Below are 25,828 nucleotides of genomic sequence, written 5' to 3' on the forward strand. Positions count from 1 at the left end.
CGGTCGGCCGCTAAGAATCTAGTGGCGCGTTCTGTCTGGCGCCGCAAGGGAGAGAGTCAATGTCCAGTTTCAATCTGTTGAACATCGGTACCCAGGCGCTGCAGTCCAACACCAGCGCGCTATCGGTGATCGGGCAGAATATTGCCAACGTCAATACGCCGGGCTACTCGATGCAACGGGCGGATCTGGTTGCGCGGGATAACCTGAGTGGCGTCCAGGTGCGTGATGTACAGCGCATGGCCAATGATTTTCTGACCGGCCAGATCATGTCTGATACCTCGGCCTATAACAGTGCCCTGGCATTCGAGCAGCTGGCGAATCAGCTCGACAATATGCTGGCCTCGGATGTATCCAGCATTTCCAAGTCCATGGATGATTACTTCGCGGCCTTGCAGGGCGCTGTGGATGATCCGAGCAACCTGGCCAACCGTGAGCTCTTTCTGGCCCAGGCCGATGCGCTGGTGCGCCGCTTTCAGGATCTGGACGCCAGCCTGACGCGTCAGCAGGATACGATCAACGGCCAGGTCGAAAGCTCCGTGGCTCAGGTTAACAGTCTGGGTCAGGGGCTGGCGCAGATTAACGATCAGATACGTCTGGCCACGGCCTCTGGCGCCTCAACCAACGAACTGCTGGATGAGCGTGATCGCCTGATGGAGTCTCTGGCCGGCTATGTCGGTTTCACCACAGTGCCGCAGCCCAATGGCGAGATGAACCTGTTTATCGGTAACGGCGAGCCGCTGGTGGTAGGCGGCAGTGCCAGCCGGCTGCTGACGATACAGGACAGCCTGGACCCCAGTCAGCATAATATCGCGCTGCAGGTTGGCAGTACCCTCAGTGATATCAGTGGCCAGCTCAGTGGTGGCCAGATCGGTGGTTTGCTCGATTACCGCGCCGATGTGCTGGACAAGACAAAGGACGAAATGGGCCTTATCGCCATGGTGTTCGCCTCCAGCATGAATGCCCAGCAGCTGCAGGGGCTGGATCTGGATGGCAATGCCGGTCAGCGCCTGTTCGCCGATATTAATGCCAGTGCGGCGGCGACTGACCGGGTACTGGTGGACAGCGGCAACGCCGGCAATGCGACTTCCCGCGTGGATATTGTCGATACCGGTGCCCTCAAGGCCTCTGCCTATGAGCTGGTGTTCAATACCGACAGCAGCTTTACCGTGACGCGCCTGAGTGATGGCGTGCGCTGGAACAGCAACCAGCTCAGCAGCCAAAGCGGTGCCGCGGGTGTGGATGCGAACCAGGAGTTTTATTTCGATGCCAGCAGCGGCAGCCTGACGCTGCAGGTCGATGGCTTTCGGCTGGATCTGGATTCCAGCGCGCGCTTTGTAAAGGGCGACAAGTTCGAGATCCAGCCCACCCGCAGTGGTGCTTCCGAGTTTGCGCTGGAGCTGAGCAGCGGTCGAGGTCTGGCCCTGGCCGACAGCGCAGGTGGCGTGTCCAACAACCGCAATGCCCTGGCCATGTCCGATCTGCAGTTTGCCAAGCTGGTGGGGGGCGGTTCATACCAGGAGCAGTACGGCCGCCAGATCGAGCGTGTCGGCAGTCTTACGGCCACCGCCCAGATCACCACCCAGTCCAGCAAGGCGGTGCTGGATGCCAACCTGCAGACCAAATCCAGTCTCAGCGGCGTCAATCTCGATGAGGAAGCGGCCAGGCTGGTGCAGTTCCAGCAGGCCTACCAGGCGTCGGCGCGTTTGATCGCGGCGTCCCAGACGATCTTTGACTCACTGCTGGCCGCGATTTAGCGGCTGGTTTCCAGACAGCAGATGAGGAGGAGCAACAATGCGCATATCCACCCAGCAAGTTTTTCTGAACAACGTCGATAACCTCAGTCGGGCCAACAGCGCGTTGATCAAGACTCAGGAACAGATCGCCACCGGCAAGCGGGTGCTGCAGCCCTCGGATGATCCGCTGGCAGCCAGCCAGATTATCAAGCTGGAGCAGGAGCTGGCCCGTACTGACCAGTTCCAGAGCAATATTGATGTCAGCAACCGTCGCCTCAGTTTTGAGGAAACGACTCTGGATGAGCTGTTCAACAATGCTGTGCGGTTGCGGGAAATTACCATTCAGGCAGGCAGCGCGGCACTGGGCTCACAGGATCGTGCTGCCCTTGCCACCGAGGTGGACGGTATCATCGATCAGATGCAGGGGTTGATGAACACCAGGGATGTGCAGGGCGAGTATCTGTTTTCTGGTTTTCAGGGCGACAAGCAGGCGTACAGCTTTAATGATGTCACCGAGCGCTATGAGTTTCAGGGCGATGCCGAGCAGCGCTTTATCCAGATAGGGCCAGATAACCGCATTGCTTCCACCGACTCTGGTGCGCAGCTGTTTGAGCCCGAAAATCCGCTCAATATCGCACTGGGTCTGAGCAATGGTCTGAAGAATATAGATACCAGCACAGAAGCCGGGCGGGCGCAGATGCAAACTTTGCTGGGGGATACCCTCACGTCAATCGACAGCGCTCAGGATGCGAATATCCGTGGCCGTACATCCATTGGTGCGCGCATGAACGCGCTGGATCAGCAGCAGCTCGTGAACGAGGATTACACCCTGCTGACCCAGGAAACCCTGTCGTCCTTTCAGGACCTGGATTACAACGAAGCCATCAGTCGCCTGACCCTGCAAAAGACAACACTGGAAGCGGCCTACGCCAGCTTCAGCAAAGTCAGCGGGCTAAGTCTGTTCGATTACATCCGCTAGGGGGCCTGTAGGGTGCTGATGAGCGTAGCGAATCGCACCGTTTACCACCGTGCCCCGGCAGTTACCTGATACCTCGGCGGTTGCATCCAGCAGAGGTGCTTTCGAAGGGTGGAATTCGCAGGCTCATTCCACCCTACAGGTACGGTATCACACCGTGATAATCCGCCATTTTTCGCAATGCACGGCTTCGCAGGGGGCCGTAGGGTGCTGATGAGCGAAGCGAATCGCACCGTTTACCACCGTGCCCTGGCAGTTACCCGACACCTCGGCGGCTGCATCCAGCAGAGGTGCTTTCGAATGGTGGAATTCGCAGGCTAATTCCACCCTACAGGTACGGTATCACACAGTGATAATCCGCCATTTTTCGCAATGCACGGCTTCGCAGGGGGCCTGTAGGCTGCTGATGAGCGAAGCGAATCACCGTGACCCCGGCGTTTACCCGATACCTCGGCGGCTGCATCCAGCAGAGGTGCTTTCGAATGGTGGAAATCGCAGGCTCATTCCACCCTACGGGTATAGCACTACACCGTGATAATCCGCCATTTTTCGCAATGCACGGCTTCGCAGGGGGCCGTAGGGTGCTGATGAGCGCAGCGAATCGCACCGTTTACCACCGTGACCCCGGCGTTTACCCGGTGCCTCGGTGATTGCATCGGGCGGCAGTGCTTTCGAGTGGTGGAAATCGCAGGCTCATTCCACCCTACGGGTATAGCACTACACCGTGATAATCCGCCATTTCTCTCAATGCAGGGGAATGCATCGTTTACGCATTCGCATGCCTTCTGTTAATCGTCATAGGCCAGTTGGCGTGCCTGGCAGTCATCTGCCCAGTCTTCGCGATAGAGCCCCTTGGCGACACTGTGGTGGAAGGTCGAATAGGGCCAGTCTGATACGCGTTCAACAAGACCATGTTTTAAGGGATTAATGTGGATGTAATCCAGATGCGCCCGGTAGTCCTGTTCATTGCGGATTGCATGTTCCCAGTATCGGCGTTGCCAGATGCCGCGTTCGCCACGCCGGGATTGGCTTTTCGAGCGTCGCTCGTATGGAGGGATATTGCGGCTGAAACGGCTTTTGATCAGAGACCAGCGGATGGCATAGTTGCAATCCCCGGCGGGTAGTTCGATCAGACAATGCAGGTGATCCGGCAGCACCACCCAGCCATGAATAATAAACGGATGCCGGCTTCGTACATGCCGCACGGCCTCGCGCAGGGTATCGATGTGCCGGATCAAAAGATCATTATTGCGGCGTTGCTGAAGATTGACGGTAAAGAAATAGCAGCCCCCAAGGTTCCATAGCCGCAGGTACTTGGACATCCTTGTCCTCCTTTTTGGCATTTTTCGCAATGTACCGTAGGGCGCCTGTAGGGTGCCGATGAGTGCAGCGAATCGCACCGTTTACCCGATACCTCGGTGGTTGCCCCCAGCGGCGCTGCTTTCGAGTGGTGGAATTCGCAGGCTCATTCCACCCTACGGGTACGGCATCACACCGGTTACCGAACGTGCTTTTGTTGCAGCGAAGCCTTTACGCATCCGCAAAGGTATTAAAGCCCGCGATAGGCATTAATGCCGGCGTGGGCTTTTTTTTGTTTGTTATGGGCTTCGCTGATGGCGCTGCGACGGGCGCTGAACAGTGACTGCAATTCAGTGTTCATCGCTACCAGTTCTTGCAGCAGGGGCGGGGCAAAAGCGGGGTCGTCGGCCAGCTGGCTGATATCCAGTGACCGGATACTGGCGTTCCAGCGCTCAAGCAGGGCGGCGGGATCTAGCGGCTCGGTAATGGGTTGCTGTGCCAGCTGGCGCAGTTCGTCAAAGCAGGCCACAGCAATGGCGTGTTGCGCGCGCCACTGCTGTTCGTTCAAATGTGCGTAGGCTGATTCGCCCGGCTTATCATCCACGGTTGCCATCAGGCGGGCTCTGGGGTACCGGCCTGAGGGGTGCCTATGGCATCCCAGCCCGCCTTGATTTCGATAATCAGTTGCGCCACTTCGTTGAGTTTTTCACTGGAGGATTCCAGGTTGGCCTGCACCAGGGTATTGGTCATGTAGTCGTACAGCCGATCCAGGTTGCCGGCCACTTCATTGGTCTCGATATCCCGCAACGAGCCCTGTAGTTCGCCGATAATGCTGATGGCCTTGCCGATAGTTTCACCCTTGGCGGCGTTGTCCTTACGCTCGATCGCGCCTTTGGCCTCGGCCAGACGCTTAAGTACGCCTTCGAGCAGCATGCCGATCAGGCGGTGTGGCGAGGCGCCCTGGGCTTCGGAACTGATATTGATCTGCTGGTAGGCTTTGGTGGCCTGAAGTCTGTTCATCTGGGTCCGTTCCGCTCTGAATAACGTTATTTATTTCTGAAGTTACTGATCTGGCTGATGCTTTCCAACTGCTGGGTCAGAAAGTCGCCGGTGCTGCTGAGCTGTGCGACCATGGCGTCCATTGCATTAAACTGGCTCAGCAGGCGGGCTTCAAGTGCGCTCATGCGAATATCGAGGGATTCACGGTCATCGCCGAGCTTGGCCATCTGGGTGCTGATCGATTCGGTACGGCTGGCGAAGCTACCATCGCTTTGCAGATAGGTATCGAGACTGGTGTCCAGGCGGTTCGCCAGGCCGCTTTCAGCCGAGAAAAACGCCGTCACAGCTTCAAAGTTGTCCGCCAATGCGGTTTTCAGCTTGTCGCTGTCCAGCTTCAGGGTGCCATCCGTATTGGTCGTCATGCCCAGGTCAAGCAGGCTGCTGATCGCGCCGCCGTCGTTGTAGCTGCCGGAGATCATGCTGCGTAACTGGTTCTGTACCGTACGGGTCAGAGAGTCGCCCTGCAGGCTGCCGGCCTGACCGGTTTCGGCATTGTAACGGGTTTGCTCGCTTATCAGGCTTTGCAGGCTGTTGTAGGCCTTTACGAAGCTTTCTATCACCGTTTTGATACCGGTGGTATTAGTGCCTACGGTCAGGGCAACGGGCTTGTCGGCTTCGGTGGTGTCTTTCAGTGTCAGGGTGACACCGGGAATAACCGAATCGACTGTATTGCTGGCCGAGGTTAGTGCCTGGCCTTCCAGCGTGAAGGCAGCATCAGTCGCGGCCCGCACCTGATCGTAGTTGCTGCTGTCGCCGTCCAGTAGCGGATCGAGGTTGCTAGCGTAGCTGTAGTCAAAGCCCGACAGATCACCGCTTGTACTGGTGCTGCTGATCGAGGTGATGCGGTTTTCTTCGCCTGTGTCGTTGGCCGTGAGCACCAGGCGCGGGCCGCTGGAAAGGTTCAGAATGGTGGCGGTGAGGCCAAAATTGTCCGAGGCGCCGTTGATGGCATCGCGCACACCTTCGAGGGTGGCATTTTCGGTGGCAATATCCACGCTGAAACTGTCGCCGGCGGCGTTGCCAAAACTCAGGCTGCCGGTATCGCCGCTGTTGTAGTCCTGCTGTCCAACCAGCTTGTGGGCACTGGCAAGGTGAGATACTTCCAGGCTGTAACTGCCAAGGCTGGCAGATTCCTTCGCCGTCATGCTGGCGATATCAGTATTCGAGCTACTGGGGGAGCGGCTGGTGAAGTTGCTGGCATCCTGCAGTTTGGCAAAACTGGCCTGAAAACTGGACAGGGCACCTTTGAGAATGCTGATAGCAGAGAGCTCAGACTGCAGCCTGGCTTCCTTTTGATTCAGCCGTGTTTCGGTTGGGCTGCCTTCGGCGGCGACCAGCTGTGATACCAGGTCGCTGATAGGCAGGCCTGAGCCGTAGCCCGTTGTGGTAATGGCCATGATTTAAGCTCCCGGTATCGGTATGCGTTTCAAACGGTTTCGTCGAACAGGATATTTTGCATTTCCTGCATATGGCTGATCAGTTTCAGCAGGTCTTCCGAGGGCATCTGTTTTATCACATCACCGGAGTCCCGGTCGATCACCTGGATCACTTGGCGGCCACTCTGGTCGTCCACCTGAAAACTGATGCCGCGCTCCATCTGCTGCATCACGCTGTTAAGTGCCTCTACGGTTTCGGAGACTTCCTGTACCGTGAGTTGGGTATTCTCGGTGGCAACCGCTGTGCTGTCGCTGTTACTGCTTTGGGGGGCGATGGTGCCGCTATCCCGTGCAGGGGCGCTGCGTTCGGCTGCGCTGTTGACAGAACCGCCCGGTGCCTGGGCTGATGCGGGGGAGATGATATTCATGCTTGAATCTCCTTGAATCAAAAGGGGGCCCAAAGGCCCCCGTCAAGTGTATCTACTTAGGGCGAGTAGCCGTTACTGCAGCAGCGACAGCACTGACTGTGGCAGGGTGTTGGCCTGGGCCAGGATGGAGGTACCGGCCTGCTGCAGAATCTGTGCGCGGGTCAGGCTTGCGGTTTCGGACGCAAAGTCGGTATCGGCGATCCGGCTGCGGGAGGCCGACAGGTTCTCGGAGCTGGTCTGCAGGTTGGCGATGGTGGACGAGAAGCGGTTCTGAATCGCACCCAGATCCGCACGGGCCGAGTTGATTGCGTTCAGCGCACCGTCCATGGCCAGAATGGCATTGTCTGCACCGGTCACGGTGGAGATATCCAGGCTGGCGAAGCCGGTTTGAGTGGTGCCAGGCGTTGCCAGGCTATCCGCTACGGTCAGGCCTGTCTGGGCCAGTACCACGGCAGAGTCAGTGCCGCCAACGTTGATATCGCCGGTGCCACCCAGGGATGTTAGCGTCAGGGCACCGGAAGTGACTTCGGCGCTGATGCCGGTGGTACCGGTCTCGGCGTTGATGGCGGATACCAGATCGGTCAGGCGGGTAGCCGCATCGGCTGCTGCGCCCACTTCAATGTTAGTGCCGTTCAGGGTGAAGGCGCTGCCGGAAAGGGCGTCGAACGTATCTGCGACCGCATCGGTGCCATCAGTACCAGTAACTGCAGGAAAGGCTGTAACAGCGGAGTCTGTTGTGTTGCCGTCAGCATCGGCATTAAAGTTTGCTACAGATACTTCTGTACCCGCACCAGTTAGAGCACTGGTGATCGTTACATCGTTGCCAGAGTTGGTTACTACGAAGTCAGCGCCAAGAGCTGTGCCGAGGTCAGTCACTAATGTGTCTATACCGCCTGCACCAGAGTAATCAGCGCTCAGAGTCACGGCTGTAGTCGTGGTGCCATCAGTCACATCAAAGCTAACTTCTTCAGTACCAAAGTTAGCTAGCAGTGTTGATGCATCGAAAACACCGGATCCGGATGTAGCAGCAGTTGCGCCGCCACCTGCCGGTGCCGCACCGGTAATCGGGCTTGCCGGCGTTGCAACGCTGGTCCAGCCGCCAAGGGCTGCGATGTTGGAATCGGCGATGCCGGTGATGTTGATGGTTTCGCCCTGGTTGGCGCCCACCTGGAAGGCCTGCATGGTGAAGCTGCCGTCCAGCAACTTGGTGCCGTTAAAGGAGGTCTGGTTGGCGACGCGATCAATTTCTTCTTTCAGCTGGATAACTTCTTTTTGCAGCTGAACGCGGTCATCGGCGGAGTTGGTGGCGTTGCGGGACTGAACCGCCAGTTCACGCATACGCTGCAGGTTGTTGCTGATTTCGCTCATGGCGCCTTCAGCGGTCTGGGCCAAGGAAATGCCGTCGTTGGCGTTACGTGCCGCCTGGTTCAGGCCGCGGATCTGGGATCCCATACGCTCGGAGATGGCAAGACCTGCCGCATCGTCCTTGGCGCTGTTGATACGCAGACCCGAGGAGAGACGCTGCAGTGACGTCTGCAGATCGCCTTCGGACTTCATCAGGTTACGCTGGGCGTTCAGGGACGCGATATTGGTATTGATAACAGCCATGGTCGTTCTCCTTTTACCTCCGTGGCCGTTCAAATCTGGCAGGAGGGGTTCTGGGTCATACGTAGGGATCCTGAGATCCCGATTCGGTGTGAGTGCGGTGTGAATGTGTTAACGGCGCTTTACAGGGGAACTTTAGAAATTTTTTTGGCCGGGGCCATATTTGTTGTGAGTGTTTCGCAGCGGGGTCAGTGTGGGCGGCACCGAGGCCCTTGTTCCGCCCGCAAATTGCAGGCTGTGCGGGTCTGTTGTGTCGGGTACCCGTTACCTGAATGAGACAAGTGTCAAAAATATGTGACAGTTGCGGTTGTACCTTGCTGTGGGATGTCATAAATTTGACTATCAAAAATTCAGGTGCCGGCGAAGGATGATGCTGCCAGGTGTTCAGATACAGCTGATCGAAGACGACGTGCCGCGGCGCGAGCGCCTTGTGCAGGTGCTGGAGTTTGTCGGCCTGCAGTGTCAGGCGACGGATTTTGTCTCCTGGCTGCAACGCGGCGATGAACCGGTACAGTGTTCGGTGATTCTGCTGGGTGAATGCCGTCTGCCGCTGTCGCTGGGCAAATTGCTCACCGAGCTGCGGCGCCAGGATGGCGCCATGCCGGTGATTCTGCTGGCTGACTGGAGTGAGCAGGCCTCGCTTGCGGATGAGCTGCAGGCCATGCTGGTGGGCGCTCTGGCGCCCACGCCCAGTTACAACGCCCTGGCGGATCTGCTGCATGCGGCCCTGGTGTATCGTCAACAGTGTGGCGCGGGCCATGTCGATCAGGTCGGGCTTTTTCCGGACCTGGTGGGGGCCAGCGAGTCGCTGTTAAAGGTGCGGCGCATCATGGCGCAGGTCGCCGAGCGCGATGTCAGCGTGCTGATTACCGGCGAGTCCGGTACCGGCAAGGAAGTGGTGGCGCGCAGCCTGCATGAGCACTCCTTGCGCAGCAAGGGCCCCTTCGTGCCGGTAAACTGCGGCGCCATCCCGGCGGAACTGCTTGAAAGCGAACTCTTTGGCCACGAAAAGGGCGCCTTTACCGGCGCCATTTCTAACCGCGCCGGGCGCTTCGAACTGGCCCAGGGCGGCACCCTGTTTCTGGATGAAATCGGCGATATGCCGCTGCCCATGCAGGTGAAGCTGCTGCGGGTGCTGCAGGAACGCCAGTTCGAGCGGGTGGGCGGCAGCAAGACGCTGGATGTGGATGTGCGCATTCTGGCGGCGACCCACAAGAACCTGGAGCAGATGATCGCCGAGGGTCAGTTCCGCGAAGACCTCTATTATCGCCTTAATGTTTTCCCCATAGAGCTGCCGGCCCTGCGCGAGCGCAGCGAGGATATTCCGCAGCTGATCAGTGCGCTGGTCAAGCGTCTGAATCACCAGGGCTTCGGCCAGCTAATGTTTCATCCAGTGGCCATCGAATCGCTCAAGCGTTATCCCTGGCCAGGCAATATCCGCGAGCTGGCCAATCTGGTTGAGCGCATGGCCATCATGCATCCCGATGGTGTTGTGGGGGTATCCGAGCTGCCGGAGAAGTTTCGCCTTATCGATGAGCCTAATCCCGGGCGCTATCGCCGTGCCAAAGCGGGCGCCGCCCTATCTGCCAGCGACGCTTCAAACGAGACGGGCGCAGCGGCAGTTGGGCCCGATCTGGCCCGGCTGCCCGACGCCGGTATTGACCTGAAAAGTCATCTTGAATCCATTGAACAGCGCCTTATCGAACAGGCACTGGACAGCTGCGATAACGTCGTCGCTCGCTCCGCCGACCTGCTGCAAATAAGACGCACGACGCTGGTGGAAAAGATGCGCAAATATGGAATCTCGCGCAAATGACTGAGGCCATAACCTCAACTCAGCCCCAGGCACTGGCCGCGGCTGAAAACCGCATCGCCGCGCTCGAAGCAGAGCTTGCCGCGGCCAGGAATGAATTGGCGCGCGAGCGTGTGACCCGCGTGGGTGAGCTGGAGCATACAGCGGGTCTGGCAGAGCGCATGCGCAAGTTGCTGGATCTGCTGCCCGCCGGCGTGATTCTGATCGACAGCGATGGCCGCGTGGCCCAGGTCAATCCGGCGGCGCAGGATCTGCTGGGCGAGCCGCTGCAGGGGGAACTCTGGATCGAGATTATCAGACGCAGCTTTGCACCGCGCAGCGATGATGGTCACGAAGTCTCGCTGCAGGATGGCCGGCGGGTACAGCTGGCGACCCGCGCCATGGATAACGAGCCGGGTCAGCTGGTGCTACTGACCAACCAGACCGAAACACGGCTGCTGCAAACACGCCTGTCCCATTATCAGCGGCTGTCGGAAATGGGCCGCATGATGGCGTCTCTTGCGCACCAGATTCGTACGCCGCTGTCGGCGGCACTGCTATATACCGCCCATCTGAACCGTCCGGTGCTGGAAGACAGCCAGCGGGTGCGCTTTGCCGGCAAGGTGAAGTCGCGCCTGGTGAATCTGGAGCAGCAGGTGCGGGATATGCTGGTGTTTGCCCGTGGTGAAACGCGCCTCGATGATCGCATCAGCACCGAAGAGCTGTTCCGGGCCATCGAAGACATGCTTGATGTGCCGTTGTCGAGTCACGACGCCGACTGTGACTGCCAGAATGATGCGCCCGGCATCTGGCTGCAGTGCAACCGTGAAACCCTGTTGGGCGCCCTGCAAAACCTGGTGGACAACGCCCTGCAGGCCTGTGGCACCGGTGCGGAATTGGCCATACGTGCCCGCACTGATGCTGCCTTTTTACGCCTCGAGGTGATAGACAAAGGCCCCGGCATGGATTCGCAGACCAAGGCCCAGGCCATGCAGCCGTTTTATACCACCAAGTCCCACGGTACCGGCCTTGGGCTGGCGGTGGCTCAGGTGGTTGCCCGTGGCCACCACGGCAGTTTTGAACTCGAATCGGCGCCGGGGCAGGGCACCTGTGCAATGCTGCTGCTGCCCTATATGGCCGATGCCGGTCAGTCGTTACCGAATGCCTGAGGGCGCCGTAGCGCCAGCTACTAGATGGAAATAAGGGATATATGAGTATTCGGGTATTGATAGTCGAAGATGATCAAGCGCTGCGTGAAGCTCTTGCCGATACCCTGGCGCTGGCGGGTTTCGAGTATCTGGAGGCCAGCGATGGCCTCCAGGCACTTGAGCGGCTCAAGCAGGCGGCGGTGGATATAGTGGTCAGCGATGTCAACATGCCGGGGCTGGATGGTCATGCTCTGCTGGCCCGGCTGCAGCAATCCCACCCCTGCCTGCCGGTGGTGCTGATCACCGCATTTGGCCAGGTGCAGAAGGCGGTGGAGGCCATTCGCGCCGGCGCCGTCGACTATCTGATGAAACCCTTCGAGCCCGAACAGCTGATTGAAACCCTCAGGCTGCACGCAGGCGCTGCCGGCGTATCGGCGTTCGAGCCGCCCATCGCCGAGGATGCCGGCAGCCGGCAGCTGCTGCAGCTGGCCAGACGCGTGGCCGAAACGGATTCTACGGTGCTGATTACCGGCGAGTCCGGCACCGGCAAGGAAGTGCTGGCGCAGTATATTCATCAGCACTCGGCTCGCAGCGATCAGCCCTTTGTGGCCATCAATTGCGCCGCCATTCCGGAAAACATGCTCGAAGCCACGCTGTTCGGGCATGAAAAGGGCGCCTTTACCGGCGCCTACAGCAGCCATGCCGGCAAATTTGAACAGGCCAACGGCGGCACCCTGCTGCTGGATGAAATCAGCGAAATGGACCTCGGGCTCCAGGCCAAGCTGCTGCGCGTGCTGCAGGAGCAGGAAGTCGAGCGTATCGGCGGGCGCAAGGCCATCAAGCTCAATGTCAGGGTGTTGGCCACCAGTAACCGCGCGCTTGAGGCCTTTGTTGCTGCAGGCCGCTTTCGCGAAGACCTTTATTACCGTCTGAATGTTTTCCCGCTGCAGTGGTTGCCGCTGCGCGAGCGCCCAGGGGATGTGCTGCCCCTGGCCGAGCGCCTGCTGGCCAAGCATTGCGCCAAGATGCACCGCGTGCCTGCGAGCCTCTGCCCCGAGGCGCGCCAGTTGCTGCTGGAGCATGGCTGGCCCGGCAATGTGCGCGAGCTGGATAACGTCATGCAGCGCGCGCTTATCCTGCAAACCGGCCCTCGCATCCAGGCCGCCGACCTGCATTTGTCGCCGGGGGCCATCAGTATCAGTCAGTTTGCCGCGACTCAAGCTTCGGCCGAAGACAACGGCACTGCCATGGCTGACAGTGGCGGCGAAACTGAAGATGCCGGCCAGCTGGGGTCTGATCTGCGCCAGCATGAGTTTCAGCTTATCGTAGATGCGCTGCAGCAGACCGGCGGCAGCCGCAAGGATGCCGCCGAGCGACTGGGCATCAGCCCGCGCACCCTGCGCTACAAGCTGGCGCGCATGCGCGAGAGCGGCTTTGCGCTGAGTGAATAGAGCTGTGGTCAGGCCGAAACTAGTTCGTCCGGGCCAGGCTGAGCTAGTCTTTTAGTACTATGGTTGGCACTGGGGCGGACGCTCAGGGGTACAGCTCTGCAGGCCGCTCGGGCTGGGTGCTGCGGCGCTCTGGTGTGGCGCAGTGGGCTGCTTCAGAGGCCCGGTTTAGGGGCCGGGATATACCAATGTCTAATTCAGGGCACTGTAGTGAAGTCTGTATAACACTACGCCATAGATCCGTTTTCAGCGTCCAGCAACTTGTCGGGTTTTCCGCAGTAGGTCAGAGTTAAGTTCGATCGGCTGCTTGTACGCATCCAGGATCACATAATTAAAACAAGCAATCTTAAGGGCATTTCAATGAGTGATATCAAGGTACATCCGGTGAATCCGGAGTTCGCCGCCAAGGCGCACATCGATAACGCCAAATACCAGACAATGTATGATCAGTCCATCAATGACCCGGATGCGTTCTGGGGCGAGCACGGCAAACGCCTGGACTGGTTTACGCCTTTTACCAAGGTGAAGAATACCTCCTTCGACCTGCATAACGTGGATATCCGCTGGTTTGAAGACGGCACCCTGAACGCCTCCTACAACTGTCTGGATCGCCACCTTGAAGAGCGCGGTGATCAGACGGCCATCATCTGGGAAGGCGACGACCCGAGCGAATCCGAACACATCAGCTACCGTGACCTGCACGGTCGCGTCTGCCGTTTGGCCAATGCGCTGCGTGGGCAGGGTGTCAAAAAAGGTGATGTGGTTACCCTCTACATGCCGATGATTCCGGAAGCCGCCGTCGCCATGCTGGCCTGTGCCCGTATCGGTGCGGTGCACTCAGTCGTGTTTGGTGGTTTCTCGCCCGAAGCCCTGGCCAATCGTATCGACGGCGCCGAATCGACGGTGGTGATCACCTCTGATTTCTCCCTGCGCGGTGGCAAGGTTGTGCCGCTCAAGGCCAATGTCGACAAGGCCCTGACGGACCCCGCGGCGGCCAAACTGGTCAAGACAGTGGTGGTGGTGCAGCGTACCGGCGACAAGCTGGCCTGGGACGACAGCCGCGATGTCTGGTATCACGATATTACTGCAGCGGCCTCGGCAGAGTGTGAAGCTGAACCTGTGCTGGCGGAAGATCCGCTGTTTATCCTCTATACCTCAGGTTCAACCGGCAAGCCCAAGGGTCTCAAGCACACCACTGGTGGTTATCTGGTGTATGCCGCCATGACCCACGAATACGTGTTCGACTACAAGCCTGGCGATATCTACTGGTGCACCGCCGATGTGGGCTGGGTGACGGGTCACAGCTACATCGTTTACGGCCCGCTGGCTAACGGTGCCACCACCCTGATGTTCGAAGGCGTGCCGAACTATCCCGACAGCAGCCGCTTTGGCCGCGTGATCGAGAAGCACAAGGTCAATCAGTTCTATACCGCCCCCACGGCGATCCGTGCGCTGATGCAGCAGGGTGAGGATGTACTGGGCAATGCCGACCTGTCGAGCCTGCGCCTGCTGGGCTCCGTCGGCGAGCCTATCAACCCCGAAGCCTGGGAGTGGTATAACCGCGTAGTCGGCAAGGACAGCTGCCCTATCGTTGATACCTGGTGGCAGACCGAAACCGGCGGCATCATGATTACGCCGCTGCCGGGTGCCATCAATACCAAGCCTGGTTCCGCGACGCGGCCATTCTTTGGCGTACTGCCTGCGCTGGTGGATAACGAGGGCAAGGAACTGGAAGGTGCCGCGGATGGCAACCTGGTGATCAAGGATTCCTGGCCGGGCCAGAGCCGCTCTATCTGGGGTGATCACGAGCGCTTCTCCCAGACGTACTTCAGCACCTTCAAGGGTTTCTACACCACCGGTGATGGCGCCCGCCGTGATGCCGATGGTTACTACTGGATTACCGGCCGCGTCGATGATGTGATCAACGTTTCCGGCCATCGCATGGGCACCGCCGAGGTGGAATCCGCGCTGGTGGCGCATCCTGCGGTGGCGGAAGCGGCGGTGGTGGGTTATCCCCATAATCTCAAGGGCCAGGGCATCTATGTCTATGTCACCCTGCAGTCTGGCTTTGATGCATCCGACGAACTGCTCAAAGAACTGCGTACCTGGGTGCGTTCGGAAATAGGCCCCATCGCCTCGCCGGACCTGATCCAGTTCGCACCCGGCATGCCCAAGACCCGCTCCGGCAAGATCATGCGCCGCATCCTGCGCAAGATTGCCGAAGACGATTACGGCGCCCTTGGCGATACCTCGACCCTCGCCGACCCGACCGTGGTGGATGATCTGATCGAAAATCGCCTGAATCGCAAGGCCTGAAACTACGGCCGCTGACAGCCCTGTCAGCGGCCGTCGGCCTGTGCTACTTCGTAAATAACTGTATTTCAGTTGCATAAATGCCTCCCGGCCTCTGGTCGTGGCGGCATTTTGTCTTTAAAGTCAGGCTCGTACCGCAGGTGCAAAGTCGCCTCCAGGGCTGGCGCGTTCTTGCCAGGAACGGCCGCCAGGAACTGTCTGCAAAGACTGTCAGGCAGGTTTTCCGACAGCCGGATTGATTGCGGTTTGGCATATAATAAAACCCGGTAACGGGTACGCAGATGGAGACACCGCATGCAGTTAGCGCAAAAAATCATCATCGCCGATGACCATCCGCTGTTTCGGGCCGCACTGAAGCAAGCGGTATCCCAGGCTGTGCCGGGGGTGGAAATCGTCGAGGCCGATACGCTGGCGGCGGTGCAGGACGCGGTGGACAAACATCCGGACGCCGATCTGGTATTACTGGATATTCACATGCCAGGCGCCAATGGCTTTTCCGGACTGGTGTTTCTGCGTGGGCAGAATCCGGGCATCCCGGTGGTGGTGGTATCCGGCAGCGAACAAGTACATGTCATGCAGCGGGCCATCGAATATGGCGCCTCGGGGTTTATCCCCAAGTCGGCACCGCTGGAGGTCATTGCCGAGGCCATTACGGCGGTACTGCAGGGAGAGGAATGGCTGCCGCAGGAAATCGCCGACAGTTTCGATCAGGTCGAGCCGGAGGATCAGCGCTTTGCCCAGGCGCTTGTATCGCTTACGCCGCAGCAGTTCCGGGTGCTCACCATGCTCACCGAGGGTCTGCTGAACAAGCAGATCGCCTATGAGCTGAGCGTGTCCGAAGCCACCATCAAGGCCCATGTGACCGCCATTCTGCGCAAGCTCGGCGTTAACAGCCGCACCCAGGCGGTCATTGCGGCGCAGCGTCTTGGCGTTGAGCCGCCCAAGACCGAGTTGAAATAGTCGACAGTCGCCGTTCGTGATTGGTAATTGGTAATTGGTAAGCCGGAAGCTTTCAGCCGTAAGCCGTAAGCCGTAAGCTGACAGCTTTAAGCTTACGGCTGAAGGCTCTAATCACGAATCACGAAGACTGGTCATTAGTCATTAGTCATTAGTCATTGGTGATTGGTGGATTGGTGATTGGCGCTGCACCGAAACTCGCCTGGGGCTCCTTTCCCGGAATTCGCAGGCTCATTCCAGGTTACCTACACTCCAACGTCCGCAGCCTGCTCTTCTCTCCCTTGCCCCTTTTACCTTGCCCCTTGAACCCGCTCTCATAATCACGAATCACGAAGATTGGTAATTGGTAATTGGTAATTGGTGAATCGAGCCTTGTTGGATGCGGTGGAGCGCAGCGAAACCCATCGAGGTGATCGCGGTGCTTGGATATTGATAAGCCGGCAGCTTTCCGCCGTAAGCCGTAAGCCGTAAGCCGTAAGCTGACAGCTTAAGGCTGTCAGCTTGCCGCTTGCTTCTAGCCCTTATCGCTGGCGATCAGTTTGTTGATCATGGCGCGCAACGCTGCGGGCTTCACCGGTTTTGTCAGCAGGTGCACGCCCCTGGCGGCAATTTCATCGCTGACTCTGTCGGTGCGATCGGCGGTGATGATGACCGCAGGTATGGGTTTGGACCAGAAGGCCTGCATGGCTTCAAGCGCCATGAGTCCGGTATAGGTTTCCCCCAGGTGGAAGTCGGCCAGAATGATATCGGGCTCAAAGCCGGTGCCGTTCAGCTGCTGCCGCACTTCATCCACCGACAGCGCCGTGATGGCCTCGCAGGACCAGCCATTGAGCAGTGCCCGCATGCCCTCGAGGATCTTGGGTTCGTTGTCGATCACCAGCACCCGCACGCCATTGAGACCCTTGCTGCGAATCCAGCCCCGTTGCTCGGTTTTCTGCCGCACGGCCTTGCCGGGGTCGCCAAAGGGCACTTCGATACTGAAGGCCGTACCCTTGCCGGGCCATGAGCGCACCTCGATGCGATGGCCGAGAATGCGGGCGATACGCTCGGTGATGGCAAGGCCCAGGCCCAGCCCCTTCACCTGACTGTGGCGCGGGTTGTCGATGCGCCTGAATTCCTCGAACACCTCATCCAGCTTGTCCGGGGCAATGCCCACACCCGTATCCCAGACCTCGATGCGCAGCCTGTCGCCGTGGCGCCGGCAGCCCAGCAGTACCTTGCCCTGCTGGGTATAGCGAATGGCATTGGAGAGAAAATTCTGCAGAATGCGGCGCAGCAGTGCCTGGTCGGACGCGACCACCTGCTGCGAATTGCACCAGTGCAGCTGCAGCTGTTTTTCGGCCGCCAGCAGGCTGAATTCGGTACTTAGGTTGGTGAGCATGGTGCTGATGCAGAAATCGGTCACATTGGCGGCCAGGGCGCCGGCGTCCAGCTTGGAAATATCCAGCAAGGTGGTGATCAGCTCTTCCGCCGCCTTGAGGGATGAATCCAGATTGTCCACCAGCTGGTGAGTGCTCTGATCATGGCTTTGCTGCGCCAGGGCCGAGCTAAATAGGCGCGCGGCATTGAGCGGTTGCAACAGGTCGTGGCTGGCCGCAGCCAGGAAGCGTGTCTTGCCGAGGTTGGCCGCTTCCGCTTCGGCCTTGGCCTGGCGCAGCTCGTCCTCGATCAGGGCGCGAATGGTGTTTTCCTTGCGCAGCTCGCGGTTGACCGTCGACAGTGCCAGGGTGCGCTCGCGCACGCGCTCTTCCAGTGTTTCATTGGTTTCCTTGAGCGCGAGCTCCGCGGTGCGCCTTTCGGTGATGTCCTGATAGAGCGTGAAATAGCCCACGACCTGGTGCTGCTCGTCGAAGTGGGGGATATAGGTGACTTCGGCGTAACGCGGCGCGTCGCTGGGAATCTGGCTTGGCATGAGGGACTCAAAGCGCACCCGTTGGCCGCGCAGTGCCTGCTCGATATACAGATCACGGTTACTGACCTGGGCCTTGCTGAGGACCGTTTCGTAGGCCAGCCCCTGTACATGGTGCCGATCGATGCCAAAGGCGTCGGCGTAGGCCTTGTTGACGAACAGAAAGCGCCGCTGCGGGTCCAGGTAGGCAATCAGGATGGGCACGTTGTCGGTATAGGTGCGCACATTCTGTTCGCTTTCACGCAGTGCAGCCTCGGTGCGCTTGTGATTGGTAATATCAGCGTAGGTGGTGACAAAGCCGCCGTTGGGCATGGGGTTGCCGAGAATTTCGAGTACAGTGCCATCGGGGCGGTGGCGCTCATACAGGTGGGGGGCGTGGCTCACCTGGCTGCCCATGCGCTGCGTCACCAGTGCCTCGATATCGCCGTCACCGTATTCACCCTGCAAGGCGTTGTAGCGGAATATTTCCTCGATAGGGCGACCGACACAGATCAGGCCCTCAGGGTACTTGAACATTTCCAGGTAACGCCGGTTCCAGGCCACCAGTCGCAGCTGCTGATCCACCACGCTGATGCCCTGGGTGACGTGCTCAATGGTGGATTGCAGTAGCGAGCGGTTGAAGCGCAGTGCCTTGGAGGCCTCATCGACGATGGTGACGACATCGCCAATCTGCATTTCCTTGCCGCGCAGCACCGAGGCCAGCACGATACGGGCCGAGGATGCCCCGATCACGCCGGCCAGCAGGCGTTCGGTAAAGCGGATCAGTTCCGCCGGTGCCTTGTCACCCGACAACGGCGGCTTTTCGCCATGCTGGGTCGAGAAACCGGCAAAAGCCTGCTGCACCCGATGGGCGCCCAGAAAGCGCTCGGCCAGGGTCTGCAGATCGCCAACGGTGACCTGACTGTAATGGCGTGAGGGGTCCTGCAGCTCCTTGCTGTAGACATCGACAAAGGCGCTGGCCTGGATGCGGTCCACCAGGCGCGAGCCGCTGTAGTGTGACACCAGCACATAGAGCCCGAGGTTGACGGCCAGGCTCCAGATCACGCCGTGGCTGAGCGGGTCCAGCCCCGTCCAGCTGCGCAGACCCAAAAGGTCTGTGGGGGATAGCCAGCCACCGGCGGCGGCGCCCGCGGGCAGCAGGGCGTCGGAGATCAGCCTGGCGTCGATCAGGGTGGGAATTACCAGGGTGTAAACCCAGAGGCAGAAGCCGCCCGCAAGCCCCGCCAGAGCGCCGTAACGGGCGCCACGTTTCCAGTAGAGGCCGCCCAGAATGGCGGGCAAAAACTGAATGGCGGCAACAAACGCCAGCAGGCCGAAGGAGGCGAGGGAGCCGCGGTCCCCCAGAATGCGGTAATAAAAGTAGGCCAGCAGCAGCAGGCACACAATGGTGATGCGGCGTACCTGCAGCAGCAGGCCGCCCAGGTCGCTGTTTTCGGCGAGCTTCAGGCGCGGTGTACGCAGCAGCAGCGGCATGACGATGTCATTGCACACCATGGTAGACAGCGTCACGCTGGCGACTATGACCATGCTGGTGGAGGCCGAGAGGCCGCCGATAAAGGCCAGGGTCGCCAGCGCCTTGTAATCGGCGGCCAGGGGCAGCATCAGTACAAAGGTGTCGGTATCGACATCCTGGGAGCCAAACACCATGTAGCCCGCCACCGAGATCGGCAATACGAAGGCGGCCAGCGCCACCAGGTAGAGCGGGAACAGCCAGCGGGCGGTGCGCAGGTTGGCGACATCGGTGTTTTCGACAATGCTGACGTGGAACTGGCGTGGCAGGCAGAGCACCGCACCGCAGGCCAGCAGGGTCTCGGTGAGGAAGCTGTCTTTTAGCAGGCTGCCGAAATTTTCGTTGTAACTCAGCTGGTTGGCCAGGTTGAACAGCATGTCGTCCAGGCCTTCGAAGACATTGAAGGTGACAAAGAGGCCGACGGCAATAAAGGCAGTGAGTTTGACGATGGATTCGAACGCCACCGCCAGCACCATGCCCTCGTGGTGTTCAGTTGCGTCTATATGGCGGGTGCCAAAGAGGATGGCGAAGACCGCCATCAGCAGGGCCACGAACAGGGCGGTATCATTGCCCTTGCTTAGGGCATCGCTGGCCGCGGGTGCCAGAGCATCGTAACTGATGGCCACGGCCTTCAGCTGCAGCGCTATGTAGGGAATGGTACCCAGCACCGCGATCACCGTGACCATCACGGCGAGACTTTGGCTTTTGCCGTAGCGGGACGAGACAAAGTCGGCGATGGAGGTGATATTTTGTTCTTTGCTCACCAGTATCATTTTTTCCAGCACGCGCCAGCCAAAAATAAATACCAGAAAGGGGCCCAGGTAGGTGGCCAGAAACTCCCAGCCGCTGGAGGCGGCCCGGCCCACGGCACCGTAAAAGGTCCAGGATGAGCAATACACCGCCAGAGACAGCGAGTAAATAACCGGATTGGCAGCGTAGGAGCGACCCTTGCGGGTGCTGTCGCCGTAATAGGCGATGGCAAACAGCAGGCCTACATACGCCAGTGAAATCAGTATTATCGTCCAGCCGGAAAACATAGGCGCCGCTGTCTCAGTGTTGATCTTTACAGTCTCTGCTTATTTGCAGAACTTTGCCGTACGACTATTGTATAACCTGTTGCCTTGCACCGGGATCGCTAAATGTATTTCTGAGCGAAACGCCCGTATGGCGGGTGCTGCAGTCATTCTTGCTGCTGTAGCTGCGCTGTTTCAGGGCCGACTTGGACTAAAGTCGGGGATTTTTAATCCATAGCGCTCTGCTAGATTGAATCTGTCCTGATTTTAATTAATCCTGCTAACAACAATAAAGGAATGGTGCTATGTCCCTGAGTCCTGAAAAAGCCCTTGCCTACTGGCGCGCGAACCTGCGCATCATCTGGACCTATCTTGCGATCTGGTTCATCGCCTCCTACGGTTGCGGCATTCTGTTTGTTGACCAGCTTGATGCCATTCAATTCTTCGGTTTCCCGCTGGGATTCTGGTTTGCGCAACAAGGCTCTATCTTTATTTTCGTCATCCTGATCTGGGCCTATGTGTTCAGTACCAACAAGCTTGACGAACAATATGACGTTCACGAATAACAACGATAAAAGACACTAGAAGGGCGGCATTATTATGAGTCTCGACTTACTCACATACCTTTTTATCGGGGGATCCTTTGCGCTCTATATCGGTATCGCGATATGGGCCAGGGCCGGATCGACCAAAGAGTTTTACGTGGCAGGCGGCGGTGTTCACCCGATTGCCAATGGCATGGCCACGGCGGCGGACTGGATGTCTGCAGCCTCCTTTATTTCTCTGGCCGGGATTATTTCCTTCGTTGGCCGTGATGGTTCTGCCTATTTGATGGGCTGGACCGGCGGTTACGTAATGCTGGCCATGCTGCTGGCGCCCTACCTGCGCAAGTTCGGCAAGTTTACCGTGCCGGATTTTGTCGGTGACCGCTATTACAGCAGCACGGCGCGCATGATTGCTGTGCTCTGTACCATCGTCATTTCCTTTACCTATGTGGCGGGACAGATGCGTGGTGTGGGTATCGTGTTCTCCCGCTACCTGCATGTGGATGTTAATACAGGCGTACTGCTGGGCATGGCCATCGTATTCTTCTATGCGGTGCTGGGCGGCATGAAAGGTATTACCTACACCCAGGTGGCACAGTACTGCGTGCTGATCCTGGCGTTTACGGTGCCAGCCTTCTTCCTGTCGGCACAGATTACCGGTCATTTCCTGCCCCAGATTGGTCTGGGTGCAACCCTGGGGACGGGTCAGTCGGTACTGGCAACGCTGGATTCGCTGTCGGTGGAACTTGGCTTCAAGGCCTATACGGATGGCAGCAAGTCGACCATCGATATGGTGTTCTTTACCGTTGCGCTGATGGCGGGCACCGCGGGCCTGCCCCACGTCATAGTGCGCTTCTTCACCGTGCCGCGAGTGAAGGATGCCCGTACCTCTGCCGGTTGGGCGCTGATCTTTATCGCCATTCTGTATACCTCTATCCCGGGTGTGGCAGGCTTTGGCCGCGTGAACCTGATCAATACGATTAATGGCGCCGACAATGCCGGTACAACCTATACGGAAATGCCGAGCTGGTTCAAGAACTGGGAAACCTCGGGCCTGATCGGCTGGTACGATCATAACGGTGACGGCAAGGTGCAGTATGCGGCGGGTGATGCCTTTGAAGGCAGCAAGCCCAACTTCACAGACGGTGCCGGCGAGTTTGGTCAGCGTATGGTCAGCAACCCGAAAATGGAGCCTGCGGCGGTCAATGGCGCGCCTTTTGCCAACGAAGTTTATGTCGACCGTGACATCATGGTGCTGGCGAACCCCGAGATTGCCAATCTTCCGGCCTGGGTCATAGCGCTGGTGGCAGCCGGTGCGGTGGCGGCGGCGCTGTCGACGGCGGCAGGTCTGCTGCTGGTTATCTCGACGGCGATCGCCCATGACATGATGAAGAAAACCATTAATCCGAACATAACCGACAAGCAGGAGTTGTTGTACGCCCGACTTGCCGCTATCGTGGCGATCTGTATCGCCGGCTACTTCGGGATCAACCCGCCGGGCTTTGTGGCCCAGGTGGTGGCGCTGGCCTTCGGTCTGGCCTGTGCTTCGGTGTTCCCGGTGCTGCTGATGGGTATCTTCAGCAAGCGCATGAATACTGAGGGTGCTGTGACCGGGATGCTGATGGGTCTGGTATCGACCATGGCATACATCATCTACTTCAAGTTCATGGGTGGCAGCCCGGATGACTACTTCTTCGGTATCTCTCCGGAAGGTTTCGGTACTGTCGGCATGATCCTGAACTTTGCCTCTGCGTTCCTGGTGTCGTCGATGACGCCCGCGCCTTCGGCTGAAATCCAGGCGATTGTCGAGAACATCCGCATTCCTCGCGGAGCGGGTGAAGCGCACGCGCACTAACCGATCTGAGCTATTAACCCGGCGGGTTAATATATGAAGCAGGGACGCTTCATCATTGGCCGTAGGCCAATGCGAACGCCAGCAAAACCAGCATGTCCACGCACCTGCGCCCGTTTTGATGGCGTGATGGACAAATAGGGAGGGAATCTATTTGTCCGCCAGGTTAATAGTAGGGACAAAGGCACACCGGCTTATGCGGGTGTGCCTTTTTGCTTTCAGGGGGTTGTCATGAGCAGCCGGCAGGCTGCCTGGCAATGTCAGACAGGAGTACGTATGTCTTCGACATTCAATATCAGCAATTTGCCCTTCAGTTTGCTCAGTGAGGCTGAGCAGGCGCTGCTGCTGCAGAGCCTGGATATCGCCTACTACCAGCAGGGCGAAACCATAGTCGTGGCCGGCGGCGAGTCCGAGGGGGTCTATATCATCCTCAAGGGCTGTGTCAGCGAGAGCGAAGAGCGCCGCGCCGATGGTAGCGACGTGCCCGAGCAGGTGTTCGTGCACTATCAGGCGGATGACTACTTTGGCGGCTGGTCGGCCATCCGTGGTCGTGCTATTCACAATTTTGTCGCGGTGGAAGAAACCATCTGCCACATACTGCCGACGCGGGTGCTGCTGGAACTTGTGTCCGGCAATTCGCTCTTTGCGGACTATTTCGCGCAGAATCTGGCGGTCAAATCCGAGATAGTGGCGCAGCATGATCAGGATCAGGACATGGCCGAGTTCATGCTGGCCAAGGTCAGCAGCGGCCTGGTGCAGGAGCCGCTGATCGTCGACGAAGGTACCAGCATTAGCGAGGCCACTGTGCTGATGCGCACCCACAAGGCCGATTGCGTGCTGGTGCGAAAGGGTAATCGCTACGGCATGATCACCAAGACGGACCTGCTGGAAGCGCTGGTTCTCGATAGCCTGCCGCAGAGTACTGATATCGCACAGATAGCCCACTATCGTCTGATCTCGGTAAGCCCCGATGATTACCTGTTCAATGCCCTGGTGATCATGACGCAGCAGCATATTGAACGCCTGGTGGTCATGCGCCAGCAGACCCTGGTGGGCATAGTCGCGCTGACCGATATTCTGAGTTATTTCTCCAGCCACTCCCATGTAATAGGTCTTCGTATTGAGCGCGCCCGCAGCGAAGAGGAGCTGCAGGATGCGGCGCAGCGCCTGAACAGCCTGATCAAGTCGCTGGTGTCCCACGGCGTCAAGGTGCGCTTTACCATGGACCTGCTGGCGGCCATGAACGGTCGTATCATGGCCAAGCTGTTTGATCTGATGATTCCGGCGGACATGCAGCCCCACGTCTGTCTGGTGGTGATGGGCTCCGAGGGGCGGGGTGAACAGATTCTCAAGACCGACCAGGACAACGCCGTCATCTACCGCGATGGCCTGAGCTGGCCCGATATGCAACAGACGCTGCAGCGCTTCAGCGCCCGGCTGATCGAGTTCGGCTTTCCGCCGTGCCCCGGCAATATCATGGTATCGAACCCTGCCTGGGTAAATTCGCTGGGGGACTGGACGCAAAACCTGAGTGACTGGGCCCAGTCCTGCGAAGGCGATGCCGTGATGAACCTGGCTATTGCCGTGGACGCCAAACCCGTGGCGGGCAATCCTGCGCTCTTCAAGGCCGGGCGTAACTGGTTTTTGCGTCACCTGCGCAATAACGACCTATTCTTTTCTCACTTCACCCGCGCAGCGCTGGCGTTCGACACACCCCTGACGTTTTTTGGCAGCCTGCGGGACAAGGCTCAGCTGGATATCAAGAAAGGTGGCATTTTCCCTGTGGTACACGGCATCCGTGCCATGGCGCTGGAATATCGGGTACTGGCCACTAATACGTTCAGCCGTATTGATGCACTGGTGGAGCTGGGGCAGCTGCAGGCCGAACAGGGTGCGGAGCTGGCTGAGGCGCTAGCGCTCTTTATACAGCTGCGCCTGCGTCAGCAGATGCGCAGGCTCGAGGCCAGTGACGACGGCCAGGATCCAACGCCCAACCTGATCGAGTTGCCGCTGCTGAACAAGATGGAGCGGGATCTGCTGCGTGATGCGCTGCATATCGTCAAAAGCTTCAAGAAACATCTGACATTGCGTTATCGCCTGGAGGGCTGATGTACATTCCCAGAACCCTGCGCCGACTCAAGGACCGGCTCGAGCATCGCCGTGGCATCCACGGTGCTCTGTTCGAACCGTATCGGGGGGATGAGGTGGTGTCGCTGGATTGTGAAACCACCAGTCTCAATGTGGCCGAGGCGGAGATTCTCTCGATCGCCGCGGTGCGGGTACGCGGCACCCGGGTGCTGACCAGCGAGCGGCTCGACATTCGCCTCAAGCCGCCGGCGAGTCTTGGCGCCGATTCAATCAAGATCCACAAGCTGCGTGCCACGGATCTGGCAGATGGCATCGAGATCGACGAGGCGCTACGGCTGGTACTGGAGTTTGTCGGCAACAGACCGATTCTGGGCTACTACGTCAGCTTCGATGTGCGCATGCTCGACAAGTATCTGCGCCCGCGTTACGGCTTTGGTCTGCCCAACAAGACCATCGAGCTATCCCATGTCTATCACGACATCATCAAGTGGAAATCCATTGGCGGCACAGTGGATCTGCGTTTTGACACTCTGGCCTCCCGCCTGGACGTGCCTATCATCGAACGTCATACGGCCCTCGGGGATGCCATCACAGTGGCGCTGATGTATGTGCGCCTCAAGCACGGCGAAGCCCCCAGTGCCAGCCACTGAAATTGAATGATTTATGGCGGCTCTGGCGGGTTTGTAGCGTGCCGTCAATTTTAAATCATGCTATTGGCGTGGTATTTGCTTTATTCCCTGTCGATAACTAACTTATTGACGTTCTGGTGACAGCATT

18 protein-coding genes are annotated in these 25,828 nt (G+C 58.7%); 11 read left to right on the forward strand and 7 right to left on the reverse strand.

The window, feature by feature from the left end; all coding sequences use genetic code 11:
* The first annotated feature begins 59 nt into the window (after positions 1-59).
* Both flgK and flgL read left to right on the forward strand, forming a co-directional pair.
* Complete coding sequence (flgK, locus tag A8C75_RS04060; protein ID WP_067378467.1) at positions 60-1,754, forward strand: flagellar hook-associated protein FlgK; 1,695 nt, start codon at positions 60-62, stop codon at positions 1,752-1,754.
* A 37-nt stretch (positions 1,755-1,791) separates the two neighbouring features.
* A complete protein-coding gene (gene flgL / locus A8C75_RS04065; protein ID WP_067378470.1) occupies positions 1,792-2,712 on the forward strand; it encodes a flagellar hook-associated protein FlgL in 921 nt (306 codons plus the stop codon).
* Positions 2,713-3,497: 785 nt separating this feature from the next.
* Here the strand turns inward: flgL and A8C75_RS04070 are convergent.
* From A8C75_RS04070 to A8C75_RS24170, 6 genes are all read right to left on the reverse strand, one after another.
* A complete protein-coding gene (locus tag A8C75_RS04070) occupies positions 3,498-4,031 on the reverse strand; it encodes an REP-associated tyrosine transposase (RefSeq protein WP_067378473.1) in 534 nt (177 codons plus the stop codon).
* A 227-nt stretch (positions 4,032-4,258) separates the two neighbouring features.
* Complete coding sequence (locus tag A8C75_RS04075) at positions 4,259-4,621, reverse strand: hypothetical protein (protein WP_067378475.1); 363 nt, start codon at positions 4,619-4,621, stop codon at positions 4,259-4,261.
* The gene (gene fliS / locus A8C75_RS04080; protein WP_067378477.1) at positions 4,621-5,028 is read right to left on the reverse strand and encodes a flagellar export chaperone FliS; all 408 of its coding nucleotides are present in this window, start codon (positions 5,026-5,028) and stop codon (positions 4,621-4,623) included. Before fliS ends, A8C75_RS04075 begins: the two co-directional genes overlap by 1 nt.
* A 26-nt stretch (positions 5,029-5,054) precedes the next feature.
* Positions 5,055-6,464, reverse strand: a complete 1,410-nt coding sequence (gene fliD, locus A8C75_RS04085; protein WP_067378479.1) for a flagellar filament capping protein FliD — start codon at positions 6,462-6,464, stop codon at positions 5,055-5,057.
* Positions 6,465-6,493: 29 nt separating this feature from the next.
* Positions 6,494-6,871 carry a flagellar protein FlaG gene (locus A8C75_RS04090; protein WP_067378482.1) on the reverse strand — a complete coding sequence of 126 codons (378 nt, stop codon included), beginning with the start codon at positions 6,869-6,871 and terminating at the stop codon, positions 6,494-6,496.
* Between the two features lie 72 nt (positions 6,872-6,943).
* Positions 6,944-8,479 carry a flagellin gene (locus A8C75_RS24170; protein ID WP_067378485.1) on the reverse strand — a complete coding sequence of 512 codons (1,536 nt, stop codon included), beginning with the start codon at positions 8,477-8,479 and terminating at the stop codon, positions 6,944-6,946.
* 364 nt (positions 8,480-8,843) lie between these two features.
* Between A8C75_RS24170 and A8C75_RS04100 the strand changes: the two genes are divergently transcribed.
* The 5 genes from A8C75_RS04100 (at position 8,844) to A8C75_RS04120 (ending at position 16,137) form a co-directional block, all read left to right on the forward strand.
* Positions 8,844-10,292, forward strand: coding sequence for a sigma-54-dependent transcriptional regulator (locus A8C75_RS04100; RefSeq protein ID WP_120785166.1), 1,449 nt, complete (start codon positions 8,844-8,846; stop codon positions 10,290-10,292).
* Positions 10,289-11,437, forward strand: a complete 1,149-nt coding sequence (locus A8C75_RS04105; protein WP_067378488.1) for a sensor histidine kinase — start codon at positions 10,289-10,291, stop codon at positions 11,435-11,437. The genes A8C75_RS04100 and A8C75_RS04105 overlap by 4 nt, the downstream gene beginning before the upstream one ends.
* Positions 11,438-11,478: 41 nt before the next feature.
* Complete coding sequence (locus A8C75_RS04110) at positions 11,479-12,867, forward strand: sigma-54-dependent transcriptional regulator (protein ID WP_067378491.1); 1,389 nt, start codon at positions 11,479-11,481, stop codon at positions 12,865-12,867.
* A 357-nt stretch (positions 12,868-13,224) separates the two neighbouring features.
* Positions 13,225-15,180 carry an acetate--CoA ligase gene (acs, locus tag A8C75_RS04115; protein ID WP_067378494.1) on the forward strand — a complete coding sequence of 652 codons (1,956 nt, stop codon included), beginning with the start codon at positions 13,225-13,227 and terminating at the stop codon, positions 15,178-15,180.
* A 291-nt stretch (positions 15,181-15,471) separates the two neighbouring features.
* Entirely contained in the window at positions 15,472-16,137 is a 666-nt protein-coding gene (locus A8C75_RS04120; RefSeq protein ID WP_067378497.1) for a response regulator transcription factor, read from the forward strand.
* 511 nt (positions 16,138-16,648) lie between these two features.
* Here the strand turns inward: A8C75_RS04120 and A8C75_RS04125 are convergent.
* Positions 16,649-20,590, reverse strand: a complete 3,942-nt coding sequence (locus A8C75_RS04125; RefSeq protein ID WP_067378499.1) for a hybrid sensor histidine kinase/response regulator — start codon at positions 20,588-20,590, stop codon at positions 16,649-16,651.
* 281 nt (positions 20,591-20,871) lie between these two features.
* On the opposite strand from A8C75_RS04125, the gene A8C75_RS04130 reads away from it, so the two are divergent.
* The 4 genes from A8C75_RS04130 to A8C75_RS04145 all read left to right on the forward strand — a co-directional run bounded on the left by A8C75_RS04130 (position 20,872) and on the right by A8C75_RS04145 (position 25,701).
* Complete coding sequence (locus A8C75_RS04130) at positions 20,872-21,132, forward strand: DUF4212 domain-containing protein (protein WP_067378504.1); 261 nt, start codon at positions 20,872-20,874, stop codon at positions 21,130-21,132.
* A gap of 34 nt (positions 21,133-21,166) precedes the next feature.
* A complete protein-coding gene (locus tag A8C75_RS04135; RefSeq protein WP_067378505.1) occupies positions 21,167-22,966 on the forward strand; it encodes a sodium:solute symporter family protein in 1,800 nt (599 codons plus the stop codon).
* 273 nt (positions 22,967-23,239) lie between these two features.
* Complete coding sequence (locus A8C75_RS04140; RefSeq protein ID WP_067378508.1) at positions 23,240-25,072, forward strand: DUF294 nucleotidyltransferase-like domain-containing protein; 1,833 nt, start codon at positions 23,240-23,242, stop codon at positions 25,070-25,072.
* Complete coding sequence (locus A8C75_RS04145; RefSeq protein WP_067378510.1) at positions 25,072-25,701, forward strand: 3'-5' exonuclease; 630 nt, start codon at positions 25,072-25,074, stop codon at positions 25,699-25,701. Before A8C75_RS04140 ends, A8C75_RS04145 begins: the two co-directional genes overlap by 1 nt.
* The last annotated feature ends 127 nt before the right edge of the window (positions 25,702-25,828 follow it).

The sequence above is a fragment of the Marinobacterium aestuarii genome (assembly GCF_001651805.1).
In the GTDB taxonomy this organism is placed as follows: domain Bacteria; phylum Pseudomonadota; class Gammaproteobacteria; order Pseudomonadales; family Balneatricaceae; genus Marinobacterium_A; species Marinobacterium_A aestuarii.

Excerpts from the sequence above, each read along its gene's own strand:
- A8C75_RS04100 (WP_120785166.1), top strand. The coding sequence starts at position 8,844 with ATGATGCTGCCAGGTGTTCAGATACAGCTGATCGAAGACGACGTGCCG.
- A8C75_RS24170 (WP_067378485.1), bottom strand. The coding sequence starts at position 8,479 with ATGGCTGTTATCAATACCAATATCGCGTCCCTGAACGCCCAGCGTAAC.
- flgL (WP_067378470.1), top strand. The coding sequence starts at position 1,792 with ATGCGCATATCCACCCAGCAAGTTTTTCTGAACAACGTCGATAACCTC.
- A8C75_RS04105 (WP_067378488.1), top strand. The coding sequence starts at position 10,289 with ATGACTGAGGCCATAACCTCAACTCAGCCCCAGGCACTGGCCGCGGCT.
- A8C75_RS04120 (WP_067378497.1), top strand. The coding sequence starts at position 15,472 with ATGCAGTTAGCGCAAAAAATCATCATCGCCGATGACCATCCGCTGTTT.
- acs (WP_067378494.1), top strand. The coding sequence starts at position 13,225 with ATGAGTGATATCAAGGTACATCCGGTGAATCCGGAGTTCGCCGCCAAG.
- A8C75_RS04140 (WP_067378508.1), top strand. The coding sequence starts at position 23,240 with ATGTCTTCGACATTCAATATCAGCAATTTGCCCTTCAGTTTGCTCAGT.
- A8C75_RS04135 (WP_067378505.1), top strand. The coding sequence starts at position 21,167 with ATGAGTCTCGACTTACTCACATACCTTTTTATCGGGGGATCCTTTGCG.
- A8C75_RS04090 (WP_067378482.1), bottom strand. The coding sequence starts at position 6,871 with ATGAATATCATCTCCCCCGCATCAGCCCAGGCACCGGGCGGTTCTGTC.
- fliD (WP_067378479.1), bottom strand. The coding sequence starts at position 6,464 with ATGGCCATTACCACAACGGGCTACGGCTCAGGCCTGCCTATCAGCGAC.
- A8C75_RS04130 (WP_067378504.1), top strand. The coding sequence starts at position 20,872 with ATGTCCCTGAGTCCTGAAAAAGCCCTTGCCTACTGGCGCGCGAACCTG.
- A8C75_RS04070 (WP_067378473.1), bottom strand. The coding sequence starts at position 4,031 with ATGTCCAAGTACCTGCGGCTATGGAACCTTGGGGGCTGCTATTTCTTT.
- A8C75_RS04075 (WP_067378475.1), bottom strand. The coding sequence starts at position 4,621 with ATGGCAACCGTGGATGATAAGCCGGGCGAATCAGCCTACGCACATTTG.
- flgK (WP_067378467.1), top strand. The coding sequence starts at position 60 with ATGTCCAGTTTCAATCTGTTGAACATCGGTACCCAGGCGCTGCAGTCC.
- A8C75_RS04125 (WP_067378499.1), bottom strand. The coding sequence starts at position 20,590 with ATGTTTTCCGGCTGGACGATAATACTGATTTCACTGGCGTATGTAGGC.
- A8C75_RS04145 (WP_067378510.1), top strand. The coding sequence starts at position 25,072 with ATGTACATTCCCAGAACCCTGCGCCGACTCAAGGACCGGCTCGAGCAT.
- fliS (WP_067378477.1), bottom strand. The coding sequence starts at position 5,028 with ATGAACAGACTTCAGGCCACCAAAGCCTACCAGCAGATCAATATCAGT.
- A8C75_RS04110 (WP_067378491.1), top strand. The coding sequence starts at position 11,479 with ATGAGTATTCGGGTATTGATAGTCGAAGATGATCAAGCGCTGCGTGAA.